Source organism: Bradyrhizobium sp. CCBAU 11434 (assembly GCF_028128895.1).
Taxonomy (GTDB): domain Bacteria; phylum Pseudomonadota; class Alphaproteobacteria; order Rhizobiales; family Xanthobacteraceae; genus Bradyrhizobium; species Bradyrhizobium zhengyangense.
In genome coordinates this window covers 20,235-36,591 of the sequence record NZ_LBJX01000068.1, presented here as the reverse complement: position 1 = coordinate 36,591, position 16,357 = coordinate 20,235, and the positions used below count along the sequence as shown (strand labels likewise).

Sequence of the window (16,357 nt, the reverse complement as noted above, 5' to 3'; positions counted from 1 at the left end):
TTGCCCATGTAGCGCAGCTCTTTGCCTTCCTGCTTGCCGAGATATAGCGCGGCGACGCCGGTGGGGTCCTTGATAAAACCGACGACGGGGAATTTCTCTCGCTGGACGGCTTTGATCTTCTGCCAGCCTTCATTGCGATCAGAGCGATATGGGGCTTCAATGCGCTTGGAGACGATGCCCTCGAAATTGAGCCGTGCAGCATGCTCGAACATTTCCTGACCGTTGCCGATCAAATGTTCACTGTAGAGCGCGGGCGCTTCGATGCCGCATTCATCGAATAGCTCCTTCAATAGCTCCTTACGGGCAAGCTGAGACGTGTTTCTCAGGTCTTTGCCATCGAGCCATAGCAAGTCGAAGGCATAGTACTGCAAACGATCCTGACGACCTCCCGCGAGTTCAGCCTGCAACTCGGAGAAGTTAGTGCGGCCTTCATGGACGACGACGACCTCCCCGTCGATGATCGCCTGACATGGAAGGTCGAACGCCCCGGCAATCGTGGAGAAGCGCTTTACCCAATCGTGTCCATTGCGGGTGAAGGCCTTGCGAATGTCGCCGTCGATATGGAGCTGGATGCGATAACCATCGTACTTGATCTCGTGTATCCAATCGACGCCCGAGGGAGCTCTCGTCTTGAGAGTTGCCAGTTGGGGCTTGATGAACCCCGGCATCACAGGACGTGCTTTTGTACGCTTCGCCACGCTACGCAACTCACAAAAATACCCGCCGCGCGGGTTTGCCGACGGCAGGCAGTCTACCTTCTTTAAGTCACGCGTCTCCAACTGCACAGACAGCCGGGTGTTCCTTGGATGAATACACCTAGGACGCTCAATACAACCTCAGAGGTCTTTTCAGGTTGTGTTTTTTAGAACACCTCTCGAACAACACACGAACAGGATGTGATAAATTAGAACGTGTCCATAGGAGTGTTCTCACTCGATGTTGACCAATGCCGGCCGGCCTTCCTAGCCCCTGCGCCTGTTCCGGGTGCTCTCCAAGTTGCACCTTGGGGCCCGTCTTGCCTGGCAGCCGGTATTTTTCCGGAGCTGTTGAATTTCATCAGCTTTGATAACTTCTAGCTTTGATATTTCGCGCTTCGATAATTTCTAACAAGTGATTACGCGTGTGACGCGGGAGCCTGACCATCAAGCAGAAGCGCTCGCTGCAATGAGGAAAGCCATTGCCGCGAGTTGCCCGGTTGAACGCCAGAAGTGGCTTCGGGCTGCTTTGGCTTGGGCCGCTCTCGCGCGTAACGCTAAAGGCAACCTCACCGCATAGCGACGACACTGATTCGCGACGGTTTGGCCGAGAGTCGAGTTAGGTCCGGTCCACCACTGATAGCCGACATATCTTCGGCCGTGGGATACCGCATTGATGGACCCAACGTGCATTCGCTGCGCTCTAGCCCGCTGTGCGGCAAGCGTGCGTCGCGAATGGCGATAATGGCGCGTTGCCAACCGGCCACTCCTGCGGCGGCCTCCTGCCGTCGAGATTAAGCGACGCCCATGGCAGCCCGTCCGTGTAACCGCGGTCAAACAGCCACGGCAGGCTGTCCGAGAACGTCTCGAAGTCGGTAAACTCGCCGGACTTCCAAAACGAAACCAGCTCATCACGGTTTGCGTTCCAGTCTTCGCGCATGTCATCGCTGATGAACACGGTCAGATCGGTGCCGAAGCCATCGCCATACCCACTGTAGCCATAGACCGGATATCTGATTTCGCCGAATAGAAGCTCATGGCGCTTGTACGGGCCGATGTTGATCCGCGATGTCCGTTTGCGTCGGGTGATCGTGCTCATGACTTTCTCTGATTGGACGGTGGGCGCCCGACCGTGTTGCGCGTCGGCTCGATGTCGAGCCCCAATCGATGCAGCGATCTGACGATGAAGCTCTGTGTCGCCAAGCGATGTTTCAAGAGCGGGTGATCCTTCAGCCCGTTGCGGGTCTTGATCGTCGTGCCGTCACGCGCGATCTCAGCATCGTACTCGGCGAGGCTGTCGGCGGCCTCGCATATCCGCGTCAACATCTCGCGGCCGCCAGCATCATCGATGACGAAATCGGCAAGCAGGGATTGCCACAACTTCACACCCGCTGCACCGAGGGATGTGGGCGGTGGGCTGGGATTCGGCGTCCCATCAACCAATGTAAATGCTGTTCTCTTCGTCACCGCGAATTCCCTCGCGCGAATGTTCTCACCCAATTTCAAAAGTCTTCGGCCGTGTCGCCGGTCGGGACCACCCCCATCCCTTCCGCGAAAGAAATGTCCCCCCGGCCGGTTTAAACTTCGCCGCGTTCGATAAGATCAGCCGCATCGCGTGCTCTTTCAGCAAGCAAGCAACGAGCGGGCCCGCTTAAGCGGACGGCGCGGCCCGGCAGGCTCTCGATCAGAACACGCAGCGCGAAATGCGCGCTGGACAGATCGACTGAAGGATCGTGCGTCTTGTATTTGGCCAGTTCTCGCAACCGTGCGCGCTCGTAAGCCTGATAAAATTGCTCTTGCCATATACTAGGCAACACGGCGGCTTCCTCGTTTCAACAGCGTGACCTTTGCATTGCGCTCAATGTCGCCGACATCGCCTTCGATCTGATCCAAACGCGATGCCAATTCATCAAGCCTCGCATCGATGCCATTAAGCCTTTCATTGATCTGGCGAAGTGCGTCGTCTTGACGGGCGATCATGTCCGTTCTGATCTTGCGCTCGATCAGGCCAATTTCCTCACCCAACATGCCGACTGTGGCCTCAAGCGCACGCTGCAGACAATCACTATCGACATACTGCGATGCAGAGTCGCGCATTCTTGCAACCATACTGTTAACAGCAAGGCTCTCGGCTGCTGCTCCAGAATGCGAACGCTCCAAACATTCACGGCGTTCGCGCATCCGAAGCAGGAGGGCGTCACATTCGGCGTTCCGCCGATCAATCTCTTCAAGTTGTTCGCGCGTCATCATGGCCACAACTCGCTCACTGCACGATGTATTTGGTCGCGTGTTTGCCCGCTAACGGCATCACCATGCTATCATCGCTATCGATTGAAATACGTCTTGCGAATGATACCCTGCGTTGATGGTTTCTGCTTGGCCGACTCAACAGAGCGATTAGCGAGCCTTCGCAACAGCATCTTGGCCTTGACCTTCGCACGAACGCTGCGCAGCAACGTATTGGCTTTTGCCTCCGGTCGGCGCCTGCACAGCAGCGCGTCAACTTCGGCATTCTCCGCGTCCATCTGCGCAAGCTGCTCATCGCCTAGGACGGACGAAATGATGCGCCGGTCGCGCTCCGCTGAACTGAGCCAGGTCCGTAACATGCCCATCATTGAAAATCGCCTCATGTCGTCAGCACGGCCTTGCCAGAGAACCACAGGCGACCCTGTGCATCGCGACCGATGATGCTTTGCAATTCAGGTGAAGCGGCCGCCCAAATCAAAGAATCATCGACGACGAACCGCACGTGAGGGTAGCCTTTTGCAGGACCGCACATCGCCGCCAGCGCCAGATAGCTGGCCAAGTCGCCCTGCACCACATGCTCCATCGCCAGGCCGTCATAGATCGCCTTGATGAGCTGCTTCTGCTCGTCAAGTAGATCGACTCGATCACCCTTGCGGACGCCGTTAGGAACTCGGCAGAAATGCCCGATCCACCGACTGAGTTGTTCGCTCAGCGGCATCAGCACGGGAGCTGCCTCAACCGGCTCGGGAGCGCTCACGGGCGTCTCGACAAAGACCATCCTAGTCACATCGTCACCCCGGAGTTTTGACGACCTCTTTCACGTCGAGCAGGGCCCCCTCGAAGATTCGTAATCGTGGCACGGCCCGACAACGGACAATCCCAAGAAAGAGAGAGTGTCATCTACGCCGCTAAAGTGCGCGAGTGGCCATGTGAGTATAAATCGAAAAAGATCTTAATGTCAGGGGTTTCGCGCTCCTAGGGTGATGGCTGACCCAAGAAGTCTCGGGGGCGAATTCGCTGCCGCGCTTACAACAGGCCGCCAAAGACGCCGATCGCGTTGGCGGTGCGGTCGGGCTAGGCTAGCCGACTTTTGTCGACAAAGTCCCTTGCGCGCATGTCAAAGAAATGCGGATTCGACTCTTTTCTACATAAGGCAACCCATATGTTTCGCGCGCGTAAGGGACAGTGACGACAAAACTTGTCATGTCGTTTTGCCCATCAGCTCGGCGATCATCTTGCGATCCCGCGCCCGTCTTTCCGCCTCGACTACAGCTCGTTCCGCGAATTTGCTGTGCACGAGTGGGTTAACGATCCAGTGCGGTGGAGAACTCGGCCGGGGTCCGGGAACACGATCAATCCACCCCAGCGCGTCGAGATGCTCGAAGATCACCTCAAACTCTGAGCGGCTCAGGTTTCGCATGGTACGGTCGCCACGCTGGATATCCCGGTTCGTTAGCTTCTCAAGCCTGTGCGCCAAAATGTATCCCGCCACTGAGGTGAGCCGGTCGTGGTCGTTGGAGAGGCCCAGCACGCCCGCGTAGAACGCGAGTGCATGGGGCAGAAGGAATCTGTGCAGAAATGCTCCCACACGGCGGGCCGTCTGCTCTGAAATGAGCGGTAGCAGTTCCGGGACCGGAAAGTTGAAATCGTGCGTATTGCCGACCTTATCGACGTCGGCCTCGCAGCAGTGCCAGATTATGCAGAGCCTGGCGAAGAGCCCGTTGTACTTGCCGATGTGCGCGGCCAGCTTCGGATTGATCGCTTCGCACGCTTGCAGCTCAAGATGCCTGCGTTCCAGTTCTTGGCGATATTGTTGCGCCCCCTCATCGAACTTGAGAACCTTGGCGTCCGTCTCGCTCAGATTGTGGAGCCGCTTCACGAGCCGGTCATATTCCGCGACGACCGGCGATGTCTCCTCATCATCCCGACCTGCGACGGCAGATTGGAGCATAATAGGCACCAGACGTTGCAATAAGCCGTCGTCCGCACTGTCGCCCGCCAGCTTTCGAATGGGATCGGGCTGAATGCCTCCGATGAGAGATACGGACAGGTTCTTGATGAAGACTGCACCGCGTCCGACCCGATTGACCGAGTAGGTTGCGCCATTAAACGCTTCCAGCCAGAACGCGCGATCCTTTGCAGCGCCGCGACCACCCGAATATTTATCCATTGCTCCAAACCACCCAGATAATTCGTCCTGGTAGCAAAGCACGCCGTCCGGACTGTCCTTCAGGACCTCCTGTGCCGCCTCGATGGTCGTGTCGTGCAGCAGGAGGCGCTTCTGCTGGGGCGGCTCGGTCTGGGCCTTCTGCTCCTTGCTGAGCGCATCGTATGCCGCGCGCGCTTTCGCATAACGGAGTGCCATGTCGGTATCGACCTGCCGCAGCGGCCGAACAGCAGCGGCCATCATGGGGCTTTTCATTGAGCTGGGAAGGCCGACGAGCGCACTCCAGAGCCGAGCCGACTCCAGCCAATTCCCGTGCCGCTTCACTTGTAATTGAACCTTGTCGGGAATGGCAGCCGCACAGACCGTGAGAGCCGAGAGAGCGATACCTCCCATGTCGGCGCCCATGTCCATGCCCTGCGCGAAGGCGAAGCGCTCGATCACGTCCGGCAAGAGACCGCGCGGCAAAGTTGGCGGATCAAACTTCGCCCAGACGTCAACCGGGTCTGTTGTGATGGAGACGACCGGCTTTGCCGAGTTAATCAGGTCGCGCGGGTGTTTGCCTTCGGCGATGCAATCGGCGGCGTCCCATTTCGGCGCTGAGTCCGTTGGTGGATCAACTCCTAGGACCCTACAGCCGAGCGCGACCAGATGCGGCGAGACTTTGCGCGCATATGCCTTGCTGGGATCGTCGTTGTCGGGCCAAATAATTACGGTCTTGCCTGCAAGCGGCGACCAATCAGTTTTGTCGATCGGCGCCTCAGCACCGCCCATCGCGCTGGTCGCCGCGATATCGACGCCGGCTAAGGCATCGGCACATTTCTCGCCCTCAACCAACACGACAATGTGTGTCTTGCTAATCTGTGGCAAGCGATACAGCGGCCGAACGTCCGGCGCGCCTGTGATCCACTTCGGCTTGCCGTCGACTTCGCGGAAGCAATGCGGCCGAAACGTCTTTTTGCGCTTGCCGTGCTCGTCGATGCTGTCCAGATCATAGCGCATCACCTGCGCAACGATATTGCCCTCCGCATCGAAGTAGGAATAGGTCGCGACCGGCGCGCCCAATAGCACGCTATTGTCCTCATCTTGGAGCGGCTTATCGCCGTACTTCTCTTTCTTGTTGCGGATCACCGTCTCCGCCGTCGGGGTCCAGAGGGGACGCTGGAATTCGATCTTGTCGTGCAGGAAGTCGCGGGCGATCTCCTTCACCGCGAGCACGAAGTTCTCCTTGGTGTCGGCGTAGTTCATGTACAGCATGTACAGCGTGATCAGGTCACCGCCCTCATCGGTGGCATGATCCTTCCAGAGCCCGGCATCTGCGCCTGTCAAACGGATCGAGAGCGATGATCCGGCCTCACCCTCGACGTTGCCGATCCGGGCCTCGGCTCCGCTGCGGTGGATCGCTGCCCGGCCGGAATACAGCCACTCCACGAAGCCTCGGGCATCACCGTGTACGCGGGCGCGGATGTCGGCGATGTCAATGTGCTGCCTTTTCGGGCTGATCTGCGGGCCGGCGCGGTTATAATCGAGGTCTGAGCTGCCGGTATCGGGTGCCCCGACCTCCGACCGTGCGGCCTCCGGCACCCCCGCCATAATCCTGCGGATGAACTCATCAATCTGCGAGTACGGCACCTGCGGCCCCGCGCCGTTGTAATCGAGGACCTTGCCGGCGCTTGCGCCGGGTGTGGGGGTGGGCGTATCCTGCATGTGATCTCCGATTTTTGTCGCTCGGTGATCGAAACCTCTTGCTCTTTTGAAGTCGTGCCGCCCGACGTGGAGATTGAGACCGCGCCCGGCGGTTTCGTCTTCAATGTTCAGCCAATGACGGCGCTGGCATCAGCCGCACACGTTCACCGGCAACTTCAAAGATGAGGCGCCCGTCCAGCACCATTGCCTTGACGCGATCGGCGCAGAATTCTGGCGGTAAGTCCAATTCCAGCGCCATGTCTTCCGCGTACATCCAGCATGCACAATTGAGCACATGCTCCTGTTCGTCGGCTTCATCGACAAAGTGAACTCGGGGTCTTGGTTTTTGCATCGTGCTTCTCGCTCTCCTTGGTTGCCCTCAACCCCTTCAGACGAACAAAGCCCGGCGCAGATCGGCCGGGCTTTAAGTGGTCACTGTATCTCTAGGTCTTCGAAATCAACCGGCGGCTCCGCTTGCATGCCGCATGTCAGAAGGTTGAACATGAGGAAGCTGGTGCACGAAGTGACATCCGTGATCAGCCGCTTCATATTTGCCTCTAGGCTGTCTCCCTTGGGCCAGCCATTTTCATCTTGCTCGCACTCGATCAACCCGTCCCATTCGTTGGCAAGCTCGTAAAGCTCGCCAAGTGCTGCGCGAACTTCCTCGCGCGTGAGTGGTGGTCGCGGTGGTCTGGTCATGATCCTTGCTCCTGTTGCCCAGCCCGAAATGCGAAAACCCGGCGCGATCGGCCGGGCTGTGCTTCATGCGGTCTGACCAAGCAGGCGGCTTAGCGCCGCTGTCGGCACGAGGTAACGCCTGCCGATCTTGATCGATGGAATTTGGCCGCTGTGAACTCCCTCGTACGCTTGATTGCGTCCGATCTGCAGCAACTCTGCGACTTGCTCGACGGTCAGGGTTGCTGGTCCATCAATGTCGCCGGGAAGAGGACCGGGAGGGGGCTTGTTATGGCCAAGCAAGACCTTCTGCGGCGGCTTGCTCTGTGTCCGGCCCAGTCTAAGCCGCTGTCTTGCCGGTGCTGGATACCGGCGCTGCTTCTTCGCAGGCTTAGCCATCGGGTTCAGCTCCTTTCTGCTGATCAAGAGAAATAATCCAACTCCCTTATACCTCCCTTGCAATGTTGACAATCCTTTCTCATGTTCCCTAGAAAGAGGGGATGAGAGGGGAACTGGGATGACGCGGAAGAAGAAAGAGCCGCCCGCAAAACCGGAATGGGCCCGTACCAGCGGCGCGAAGCGGATCGGCCGCCCGGTCAAGCCGGTACAGGAAGGCACCCGCGTCAGTCTGGGGCTCAAGGTCCGGCCGGAAGTGAAGGCACGGATAGATACCGCTGCCCGAAACAGCGGGCGCACTCAGAGCCAAGAGGCGGAGCACCTGATCGAGATGGCGCTCGCACCGATCACAATGCTCGAACGGATGCAGCAGACATTCACGGAGATCGAGCGCGGCAACGTCGAGGCGACGTTCCGCAGGTTGGGTTATATGCCCTTGCGGACACCGCATGGCACGGCTTGGCTGCCGCCCGGACATCCGGGCTTGCGTAGCGGTTTCATCGCTCCAGAGGAGGATAAGTGATGGCTGGCAGCATCAAGGAACGCTCACCGGGGAGTTGGTCGCTGATCATTGATCTGCCGCGCGAGCGCGGCGAGAAGCGTCGTCAAAAGTGGGTGACGTTCAAGGGCACCAAGCGTGCGGCCGAGAAGGAATTGGCGCGGCTGGTCACCGAGATCGAGGACGGCAAGCATGTGGAAGCATCCAAGCTCACGCTCGGTCAATGGATCGAGGAATGGCTTAAAGCTGGCGCGCCCGGACGCCGGCAGAAGAAAGTCAGCCAGCGCACCCTAGAACGTTACGGCCAATTGCTGCGAACGCATGTGAAACCAAAGCTCGGCCATCGTTTGCTGCAGAAGGTACGCGCTACCGAGATTGACCAGCTTTATTCAGATATGGCCGACGCCCAGCTCATAACGCCGCGCACGCAGCATCACGTTCATACGGTTTTCGGCGGCTGCTTGGCGACCGCGCACCGCAAAGGACTAATTGCCACCAATCCAATGGAGAAGGTCGAGCAAATTCCATCGCCTGAAGCCTTCAACCCAGAAAATCAAGAAGCCGACGATCAAGAGATTGATGGAATCGACGAGATCGGCGAGGGCCTAACAGAAACGGAGCTGGCGAAGCTGATCGCCGGCTTCAAATCGCGCACCGTCTACCCGATCGTGGTGTTGGCCGCCGCCAGTGGCGCGCGCCGCAATGAACTGTTGGCTTTGCGGTGGTCTGATCTCGACGTCGGTAAGAAGACGCTGCGGATCGAGCGGGCTTTGGAACACACGAAGAAATTCGGGATCAGGATCAAGCCGCCGAAAACCAAGCGCGGGCTTCGGACCATTAATCTGGACGACGACACCATGGCCGTGTTGTTGAAGGAGAAACAACGGCACCTGCGGCTACATGCTGGCATCCCAGATGGCGCCGAAGTTGATCTATCGCTGATCCACCTGCCCAGCAAAGCGCTGATGTTCCCCGCGCTCACGGTGTCGTTCACGACCCCTCGCCATCCACGCAACTTCTCGCGAGATTTCGCCGATCGTGCGGAAAAGCTCGGGTTCGGCAAGACGCGGTTTCACGATCTGCGGGGCATCCATGCCACCGCCTTGCTCGATGCTGGCATCCCCGTGCACACGGTCGCCCAGCGAATTGGAGACGATCCTGCAGTTCTGCTGAAGGCCTACACCAAGCGGAAGCGGACCACGCAGGCCGATGAGAAGCTTTCCGAGGCTATCGCGAGCTTGGCGGCGGGATTTCTTAGCGCCGGTTAGCAAAACCGTTAGCAAATTTCGAACGAGACGGGGGACTGACCATCTAACTATTTGATTTTGCTGGCAGGAGTGGCAGGGCTCGAACCTGCGACCCCCGGTTTTGGAGACCGGTGCTCTACCAATTGAGCTACACTCCTACGAACCTGCGTCGCCGCGGCTCAGGGGCGCTTTCAAGCACAGGGGACGACCGGATTGCAAGGGAGAAGCGCATTGGGGCCGCTTGTTCACAGAGCCGCTTCTGGGCCAGTGTTGCGCCCGAACGACAAGAAACCGCACCCGGGAGCCCCCATGAACGCCCATGCCGCCACGACAGCTGCCTCCGTAGCCCGGACACCCGCCCTGCCGGACGCCCGTCCCGAAACCCTCGGCCTGTCGCGGCCCCGCCTGCAGGCGATGTCGGATGCGTTCAAGCGTGAGATCGACAAGGGAACCATCCCCGGCGTGACCGTTCTTGTGTGGAGAGGCGGTCAGGTCGGCTGGTTCGAGGCGCTCGGCAAGCAGTGTCCGGCGGGACCAGCGATGGCGCGCGATTCGCTCTTCCGGATCTTTTCGATGACCAAGCCGATCGTGTCGGTTGCGGTCATGGCGTTGGTCGAAGATGGACACCTTCTGCTGGGCGATCCCGTGGCCAAGTTCATTCCGGAATTCGCCAATCAGAAGGTCGGCGTAATCAGCGGCGGCAGGCTGGAGCTGATTCCGCCGAAGCGGCCGATGACGGTGCAGGACCTGCTCCGCCACACGTCTGGTTTGACGTATGAGCACCAGGGCGACGGCCCCGTGCACAAGCTCTATCAGGAATCCCGCGTCCGCAGCCGCAAGATCACCAATGCCGAGCACGCCGCCCTGGTGGCGAGCTTCCCGCTGGTCTGCCACCCCGGCGACGAATTCAACTACAGCCGCTCCACCGACATCCTCGGCCGCATCATCGAGGTCATCAGCGGCAAATCGCTCGGCGCATTCCTGACCGAGCGCATCCTTGCGCCCTTGCAGATGACCGAGACCGGCTTCTCGACCTCCGAGGCCAATGCCGGCAGGCTCGCCCAACCGTTCGAAGCCGATCCCTGGACCGGCGATAAGGTCGCGCTGTTCAACATGCTCGAGCAGCCGGTGATGGAATCCGGCGGCGGCGGTCTGGTCTCGACCACGATGGACTATGCCCGCTTCGCCCTGATGCTGCGCAATGGCGGCACCCTCGACGGCGCCAGGGTCATCGGCCGCAAGACGCTGGAGCTGATGGCCTCCGATCACCTCGGCCCTCACGTTCAGACCAACGGCACGCTGCTCCCGCCCGGCCACGGCTTCGGTCTCGGCTTCGCCGTGCGGCGCGAGGCCGGCATCGCGCCCTTCCCCGGCAGCGTCGGCCAGTATTTCTGGAGCGGCATTGCCGGCACGTTCTTCTGGATCGATCCGAAGGAGGATCTGTTCACGGTGTTCATGAGCCAAGGCCCGGGACAGCGTGATTTTACGCGGACCTTGGTGCGGGATCTGGTTTACGCGGCGGTGGATTGAGGTCTGCGATTGGGCGCGAAGTCTTGCTAGTCGCGACACCGTATCCACACACTCGCTGTCATGCCCCGGCTTGACCAGTGCATTCAGTACGCCGCAGCGGAAGTTCGTTCACATAACTTCCGCCGCGGAGTACTGGATCGCCCGCTTTCGCGGGCGATGACACCTGTCATTGGGCTAGCTGCACGCCCTTCCCGCGCGACGCCTCAACTAATCGTCGCGCCGCCGTCGATCACCATGGTCTGGCCAGTCATGAAGTCACCGGCTTTCGAACCCAGGAACACCGCCGCGCCTGCGATCTCGTCGGGAATGCCGATGCGCAGCAGCGGCGAACGCGAGGTCGAGGCCTTCAAATTCTCCGGATTGTCCCACAGCGCCTTGGCAAAATCGGTCTTGATCAAGCCGGGCGCGATGCAGTTCACGCGGATGTTGTGCTTGCCGTATTCGCAGGCGAGATTGCGCGCGAGCTGCATGTCGGCAGCCTTGGAGATCGCGTAGGCGCCGAGGATGGTCGAGCCCTTCAATCCGCCGATCGACGACACGATGATCACCGAGCCGTCCTTGCGCTCGATCATCTGCGGCACCACCATCGAGATCAGCCAATTGTTGGCGACGATGTTGTTGTCGAGAATCTTGCGGAACTGATCGTCGGAGATGCCGGCGAGCGGACCGTAATACGGGTTCGACGCGGCGTTGCAGACCAGCACGTCGATCCTGCCGAAGGCGCGGTTGCTCTCGTCGACGAGGTTTTGCAGATTCTCTTTCGATGAGATGTTGGCGGCGATCGCCACCGCAGTGCCCTTGCCGAACTTGCCGTTGATGTCTTTGGCGACCTGCTCGCAGACATCGGCCTTGCGCGAGGAGATCACGACCTTGGCGCCGTGCTCTGCCATGCGCTCGGCGATCGCAAGCCCGATGCCGCGCGTCGAGCCGGTGATGACGGCAACTTTACCCTTCATGTCGAACAAGGTCATGCTTTCCTCCCAGATTGGTCTTCGTATTCAATGTCATTCCGGTGCAATGCGAAGCATCGAACCCGGAATGACAATTCTCTCACGCGAGTTTCTTGACTTCCGGCCCCGACGGCTGATGCATCTCGGCATGGGCGTCATCGGCGATCCACGGCTGCTGGTTCACCATCGGCAGACGCCAGACCGAGCGCTCGGGGCTTGCGAAATAATCGAGCCGCGTGATCGAGACATTGTCGATATCGAACGACAGCGCCCGCTCGACCTGGCCGTCAAGTGCAAGGCCGATTGCCGCCTTGATGGTGCCGCCATGCGCGACCGCGATCACGTCCTGCCCGGCCGCCTCGTTGTTGATCCGCTCGATGGTCCGGCGCGTCCTGACATAAAGATCCATGAAGCTCTCGCCGCCGGGCACGGGCTCGTTGATATCAGCAAACCAGTTCGAGCCGAGGGGACGGCTGGCAATAAAAGCGGCGCGGTTCATGCCCTGCCAGCGGCCGAGATTCTGCTCGGCGAGGTCCGCTTCCCGCTGCATTGACGCGGGCCGCGGATAGCCCGCCTCCCAGATCGCTTCGGCGGTTTGATGCGTGCGCATCAGATTGCTCGAATACCAGACCGCCTGGCGTGGCAGCACCTTGGCAACGGCATTGAAGACGTAGGTGTCGCTGGTGTCGCAGGGCAGATCGCTCTGCCCGTAGATGTTGCCGCCGTCGTTTCGCACCGGCGCATGCCGGACCCACCACCACCGCGTCGTGATCACAGGCTTGTCTTCGGCTGCCATCGAAACCCTTCCATCTCGTGTGATGTCGCTGTACGTGAGGTGTGAACGTGTCTCAAGACACTTTACTGTTTGAAATCTTGTTTGAAATTCCGTCGCGCGGCAAGCGTCGCGTGCGAAGCAAAGGGAGAAACGCATGGGCCGCCTGCAAGGCAAATCCGTCATCATCACCGGCGCCGGCAGCGGCATCGGCCGCGCGGCTGCGCTCCTGTTCACTAGGGAAGGCGCCAAGCTGATCGCGGTCGATCGCACCGAGGCGGTGAAAGAGACCGTCGACGAAGTGAAGAAGGCCGGTGGCGTCGCCGAGGCGATGATCGCCGACGCGGGCTCCGAAAAGGACGTCATGGCGTTCATCGACAAGGCCGTGACGACCCACGGCCGGCTCGACGTGATCTGGGCCAATGCCGGCATCTCCGGCGGTCTCGTTCCGCTCGGCGAGCAGACCGTCGAGCATTGGCAGGAGGTGCTCCGCATCAATCTGATCGGACCGTTCCTCGCGGTGAAACATGCGATGCCGCATATGGTGAAACAGCAATCCGGCGCGATCGTGCTCACGGCGTCGGTGGCAGGCCTCAAGGCCGGCGCCAGCGGGCATCCCTATGCCGCGAGCAAGGCGGGCGTGATCAGCCTCGTGCAGACCACGGCCTATTCGCTCACCGGCACCGGCGTGCGCATCAATGCGGTGTGCCCCGGCCTGATCGAAACCGGCATGACCAAGCCGATCTTCGATCGCGCCAAGGAGCGTGGCACCCAGGACAAGATCGGCCAGCTCAACCCGCTAAAGCGCCCCGGCCAGCCGCACGAGCTCGCCGCGATGGGATTGTTCCTGGCGAGCGACGAAGCGTCGTATGTGAATGGGCAAGCGTTCCCCGTGGACGGTGGCCTGACGGCATCGATGCCGTATACGGGCAAGCCGGTCTGACACGTGCTCTCCGTGTCCCGGACGCGCTGCAGCGTCCTTACGCTGCTGCGCAGAGCCGGGATCGAGCAAGCAACCGAGTCCGCTGTGGCATGGGCCCCGGCTCTGCAGCGCACCGCACCGGACGATGCTTCGCATCGCCGGGGACGCTGCGCTGCGTCCGGGGCACGAGACGGTTGCTTTTGGGCACACCTGCATCAACACCGTCATTGCGAACGTAGCGAAGCAATCCAGAGTCTTTCTGCGGTGGCAGTCTGGATTGCTTCGCTACGCTCGCAATGACGGAGTGAGGTGCATCGGCATCGCCCTATTGTTTGCGTCTTCCTCTCAGACACACTTTCGCATCCTCGGGGCTCATCTCGCCCGAGTTTTGCTTCATCGTCTCACCCTCCTCTGAAAGAGGGCGCAGGGAAGACCGGGTGCAAGGCTGGCACCCGCGGTCCACTGTGCGATATCTGCGCTACAACAGGCTGCACGGCGGCATACAGGTGAAGCCGAAACATCCGGCCTTCCCTGCGCAGGGCAGAATTTATATGCGTGGAGATGCGTAGAGCGGGCACTATGCCCGCTAAGCCGTTGATCGCCCGTCAATTATTGCCATATCGTTCCCCAAGCATCTTTCAGCTTACGCCCACATCATTTGGACAAAACCGGGGACATCGTCATGGCATCACGCATGCGCCGCGACAGCAGCTTGGAAACACGCACCGCGAGACTGAAAAAGCCGCCGCGCGGCAAGCCCTATGCGGGGCCGTCGCTCGGGCGCGGCGTTCGACAAGACTATCGCCGCAACAAGACCGGCAACGGCAGCTGGATTGCGCGCGGTGCGAACGGTCACGGCGGATATTGGACCAAGGTCATCGCAGAAGCTGACGATCTCGACGACAGCAACGGCCGGAGCATCCTGAATTATCACGAGGCACAGGACGCTATCCGCAAACTGACGCGCGGTGACGATGGCGGAAGCGAGGCCGCACCGCTCAGCGTCGATGCCGCGTTGAAGGCCTTCCGGAGCGATCTGGAAGCCCGCCAAGCGAATCCGTACAATTCCGATTGGGTTCGCGTACACCTGACATCTGCATTGCTCGCAAAGCCGGTCGCGGTACTCTCGTCGCACGAATTGCAGACATGGCGCGACAGTCTGTTGGCCACGCTTGCGCCGTCCACCGTGAACCGGCTCTGCGGTTGTCTGTCCGCCGCGCTGGAACTGGCCGCACAACACGATCCGAAGCGCATCCAGAACAAGCGGGCTTGGGATATCGGGCTTGCACCACTACCCGATGCGACTGAAGCCCGCAACATCGTGTTGCCTGATGCCACGGTGCGTGCCTTCGTGGCTGAGGCCTACGCGCTCGATGACAAGCTTGGTTTGTTGATCGACGTCTTGGCGGTCACCGGCACGCGGCCGAGCCAAGCCGTGCGCTTGCGCGTTGCCGATCTGCACGACCATCCTACAAAGCCGAAACTGGCGATGCCGAAATCCGCCAAAGGGGGCGGCAAAAACCGCGCCAAGAAGAGAGTCGAGCGCTTCAGCGTGCCGATCACGACAACACTGGCGGCGAGGTTGCGCCAAGCCGCCAAGGGCCGCCCTGAAGATGCGCCGTTGCTGCTGCAGGCCGATGGCGCGCCGTGGGGCGACAATCCGGGCCAGCGCTATCATCGCTGGGTCGATCGCGTCGTCAAGTCGATCGGACTCGATCCGGCCATCGTCAGCGTCTACGCGTTGCGACATAGCAGCATCGTGCGGCGCTTGCTGAGTCACATGCCAGTGGCCTTGGTCGCAAGCTTGCACAACACGAGCCCGAAGGTCATTCAACGGCATTACGCGCGCTTCATCACCGAGCATGCCGACGATCACGCCCGCATCGGCCTTCTGCAGGAAGAGCCGCCGAGCGGCGAGAACGTGGTGGCGATGGCGAGCTGATCCAACACTCTATGTTGGTTGATCTCAAAGCGGCTCATGTGAGCCGCTTTTCTTTTTCTCGCAATGCGCTCTGTCAAATTTTCTGACCAACTTTCACGCGAGGCGACGCGGTCCAAGCCCAACGGTGACACAATCAAGGCGTCAAGCAAAATGCGACTCACCATCCCTCAGTATTTTTCGCCGCGAGCGATTTGTTTCTGTTTCCAAGCCGGCCTGTCGCTCTCATGCTTATGGATGATCAAGTCTGCGTCGCCGATTTTGGAGGAGAGCGCAATGGCACGAGCTGAAGTCACCGGCAAGAAACTGAGCACCGTGAAGAAGATCGGCAAGACCACGATCCCCGAGGACGCCGATGATGATGATGGTTCATACACCATCACTGAGTTTTGCCGTCGCAACAAAATCTCTTTGCAGGCCTTCTACAAGTATCGTCCCGAAATGCCGCACGGCTATACTGTCGGCACCAAGCGTTTAATCAGCCGCGAAGAGGAGCTGGAGTGGCGTAAGACCCGCACCGAAGCGGCCAAAGCCGAGCCACTGGTCACCGGAAAATTCCATCCGTGGAAGAAGCGCGACCAAGCATCCGCACAATCGTGAACCACCACCACGCCCGGCCGCGCGCCGGGCTCTTT

19 protein-coding genes and 1 tRNA gene are annotated in these 16,357 nt (G+C 60.0%); 6 read left to right on the top strand and 14 right to left on the bottom strand.

Going from position 1 to position 16,357, the window contains the following annotated elements; translation table 11 throughout:
* The 11 genes from XI06_RS14635 to XI06_RS14585 all read right to left on the bottom strand — a co-directional run.
* On the bottom strand, positions 1–698 hold a 698-nt coding region (locus XI06_RS14635; protein ID WP_271605677.1), incomplete at its 3' end, for an ATP-dependent DNA ligase.
* A gap of 700 nt (positions 699–1,398) precedes the next feature.
* Positions 1,399–1,794, bottom strand: coding sequence for a hypothetical protein (locus XI06_RS14630; RefSeq protein WP_271605676.1), 396 nt, complete (start codon positions 1,792–1,794; stop codon positions 1,399–1,401).
* On the bottom strand, positions 1,791–2,195 hold the full coding sequence (locus tag XI06_RS14625) for a P27 family phage terminase small subunit (protein ID WP_271605675.1): 405 nt from the start codon (positions 2,193–2,195) through the stop codon (positions 1,791–1,793). Before XI06_RS14625 ends, XI06_RS14630 begins: the two co-directional genes overlap by 4 nt.
* A 77-nt stretch (positions 2,196–2,272) precedes the next feature.
* Positions 2,273–2,512 carry a hypothetical protein gene (locus XI06_RS14620; RefSeq protein ID WP_271605674.1) on the bottom strand — a complete coding sequence of 80 codons (240 nt, stop codon included), beginning with the start codon at positions 2,510–2,512 and terminating at the stop codon, positions 2,273–2,275.
* A complete protein-coding gene (locus XI06_RS14615; RefSeq protein ID WP_271605673.1) occupies positions 2,502–2,945 on the bottom strand; it encodes a hypothetical protein in 444 nt (147 codons plus the stop codon). The genes XI06_RS14620 and XI06_RS14615 overlap by 11 nt, the downstream gene beginning before the upstream one ends.
* 74 nt (positions 2,946–3,019) lie before the next feature.
* The gene (locus XI06_RS14610) at positions 3,020–3,310 is read right to left on the bottom strand and encodes a hypothetical protein (RefSeq protein ID WP_271605672.1); all 291 of its coding nucleotides are present in this window, start codon (positions 3,308–3,310) and stop codon (positions 3,020–3,022) included.
* A gap of 11 nt (positions 3,311–3,321) precedes the next feature.
* Positions 3,322–3,720, bottom strand: coding sequence for a hypothetical protein (locus XI06_RS14605; RefSeq protein ID WP_271605671.1), 399 nt, complete (start codon positions 3,718–3,720; stop codon positions 3,322–3,324).
* A gap of 423 nt (positions 3,721–4,143) precedes the next feature.
* Positions 4,144–6,813 carry a DUF3987 domain-containing protein gene (locus tag XI06_RS14600; protein ID WP_271605670.1) on the bottom strand — a complete coding sequence of 890 codons (2,670 nt, stop codon included), beginning with the start codon at positions 6,811–6,813 and terminating at the stop codon, positions 4,144–4,146.
* 100 nt (positions 6,814–6,913) lie between these two features.
* Entirely contained in the window at positions 6,914–7,144 is a 231-nt protein-coding gene (locus tag XI06_RS14595) for a hypothetical protein (RefSeq protein WP_271605669.1), read from the bottom strand.
* An 80-nt stretch (positions 7,145–7,224) separates the two neighbouring features.
* Positions 7,225–7,491 carry a hypothetical protein gene (locus XI06_RS14590; RefSeq protein ID WP_271605668.1) on the bottom strand — a complete coding sequence of 89 codons (267 nt, stop codon included), beginning with the start codon at positions 7,489–7,491 and terminating at the stop codon, positions 7,225–7,227.
* Positions 7,492–7,554: 63 nt separating this feature from the next.
* The gene (locus tag XI06_RS14585) at positions 7,555–7,866 is read right to left on the bottom strand and encodes a helix-turn-helix domain-containing protein (protein WP_271605667.1); all 312 of its coding nucleotides are present in this window, start codon (positions 7,864–7,866) and stop codon (positions 7,555–7,557) included.
* A 118-nt stretch (positions 7,867–7,984) separates the two neighbouring features.
* Between XI06_RS14585 and XI06_RS14580 the strand changes: the two genes are divergently transcribed.
* On the top strand, positions 7,985–8,386 hold the full coding sequence (locus tag XI06_RS14580; RefSeq protein WP_271605666.1) for a hypothetical protein: 402 nt from the start codon (positions 7,985–7,987) through the stop codon (positions 8,384–8,386).
* Complete coding sequence (locus XI06_RS14575; RefSeq protein WP_271605665.1) at positions 8,386–9,630, top strand: tyrosine-type recombinase/integrase; 1,245 nt, start codon at positions 8,386–8,388, stop codon at positions 9,628–9,630. The genes XI06_RS14580 and XI06_RS14575 overlap by 1 nt, the downstream gene beginning before the upstream one ends.
* Before the next feature lie 61 nt (positions 9,631–9,691).
* On the opposite strand, the gene XI06_RS14570 is transcribed toward XI06_RS14575, so the two are convergent.
* Positions 9,692–9,767: transfer RNA gene (locus XI06_RS14570), tRNA-Trp, on the bottom strand.
* 151 nt (positions 9,768–9,918) lie between these two features.
* Here XI06_RS14570 and XI06_RS14565 point away from each other — a divergent pair.
* Positions 9,919–11,139 (top strand): serine hydrolase domain-containing protein, encoded by a 1,221-nt coding sequence (locus XI06_RS14565; protein ID WP_237861389.1) that lies wholly within the window; start codon positions 9,919–9,921, stop codon positions 11,137–11,139.
* Positions 11,140–11,342: 203 nt separating this feature from the next.
* Here the strand turns inward: XI06_RS14565 and XI06_RS14560 are convergent, their stop codons facing one another.
* Together XI06_RS14560 and XI06_RS14555 are read right to left on the bottom strand one after the other, a co-directional pair.
* Positions 11,343–12,110, bottom strand: coding sequence for an SDR family NAD(P)-dependent oxidoreductase (locus tag XI06_RS14560; protein ID WP_237861388.1), 768 nt, complete (start codon positions 12,108–12,110; stop codon positions 11,343–11,345).
* 79 nt (positions 12,111–12,189) lie between these two features.
* Complete coding sequence (locus XI06_RS14555; protein ID WP_237873578.1) at positions 12,190–12,885, bottom strand: histidine phosphatase family protein; 696 nt, start codon at positions 12,883–12,885, stop codon at positions 12,190–12,192.
* A gap of 133 nt (positions 12,886–13,018) precedes the next feature.
* Between XI06_RS14555 and XI06_RS14550 the strand changes: the two genes are divergently transcribed.
* From XI06_RS14550 to XI06_RS14540, 3 genes are all read left to right on the top strand, one after another.
* The gene (locus XI06_RS14550) at positions 13,019–13,804 is read left to right on the top strand and encodes an SDR family NAD(P)-dependent oxidoreductase (protein WP_237861385.1); all 786 of its coding nucleotides are present in this window, start codon (positions 13,019–13,021) and stop codon (positions 13,802–13,804) included.
* A 661-nt stretch (positions 13,805–14,465) separates the two neighbouring features.
* On the top strand, positions 14,466–15,725 hold the full coding sequence (locus tag XI06_RS14545; RefSeq protein ID WP_271605664.1) for a site-specific integrase: 1,260 nt from the start codon (positions 14,466–14,468) through the stop codon (positions 15,723–15,725).
* A gap of 150 nt (positions 15,726–15,875) precedes the next feature.
* Complete coding sequence (locus tag XI06_RS14540) at positions 15,876–16,322, top strand: hypothetical protein (protein WP_271605663.1); 447 nt, start codon at positions 15,876–15,878, stop codon at positions 16,320–16,322.
* Positions 16,323–16,357 lie beyond the last annotated feature (35 nt).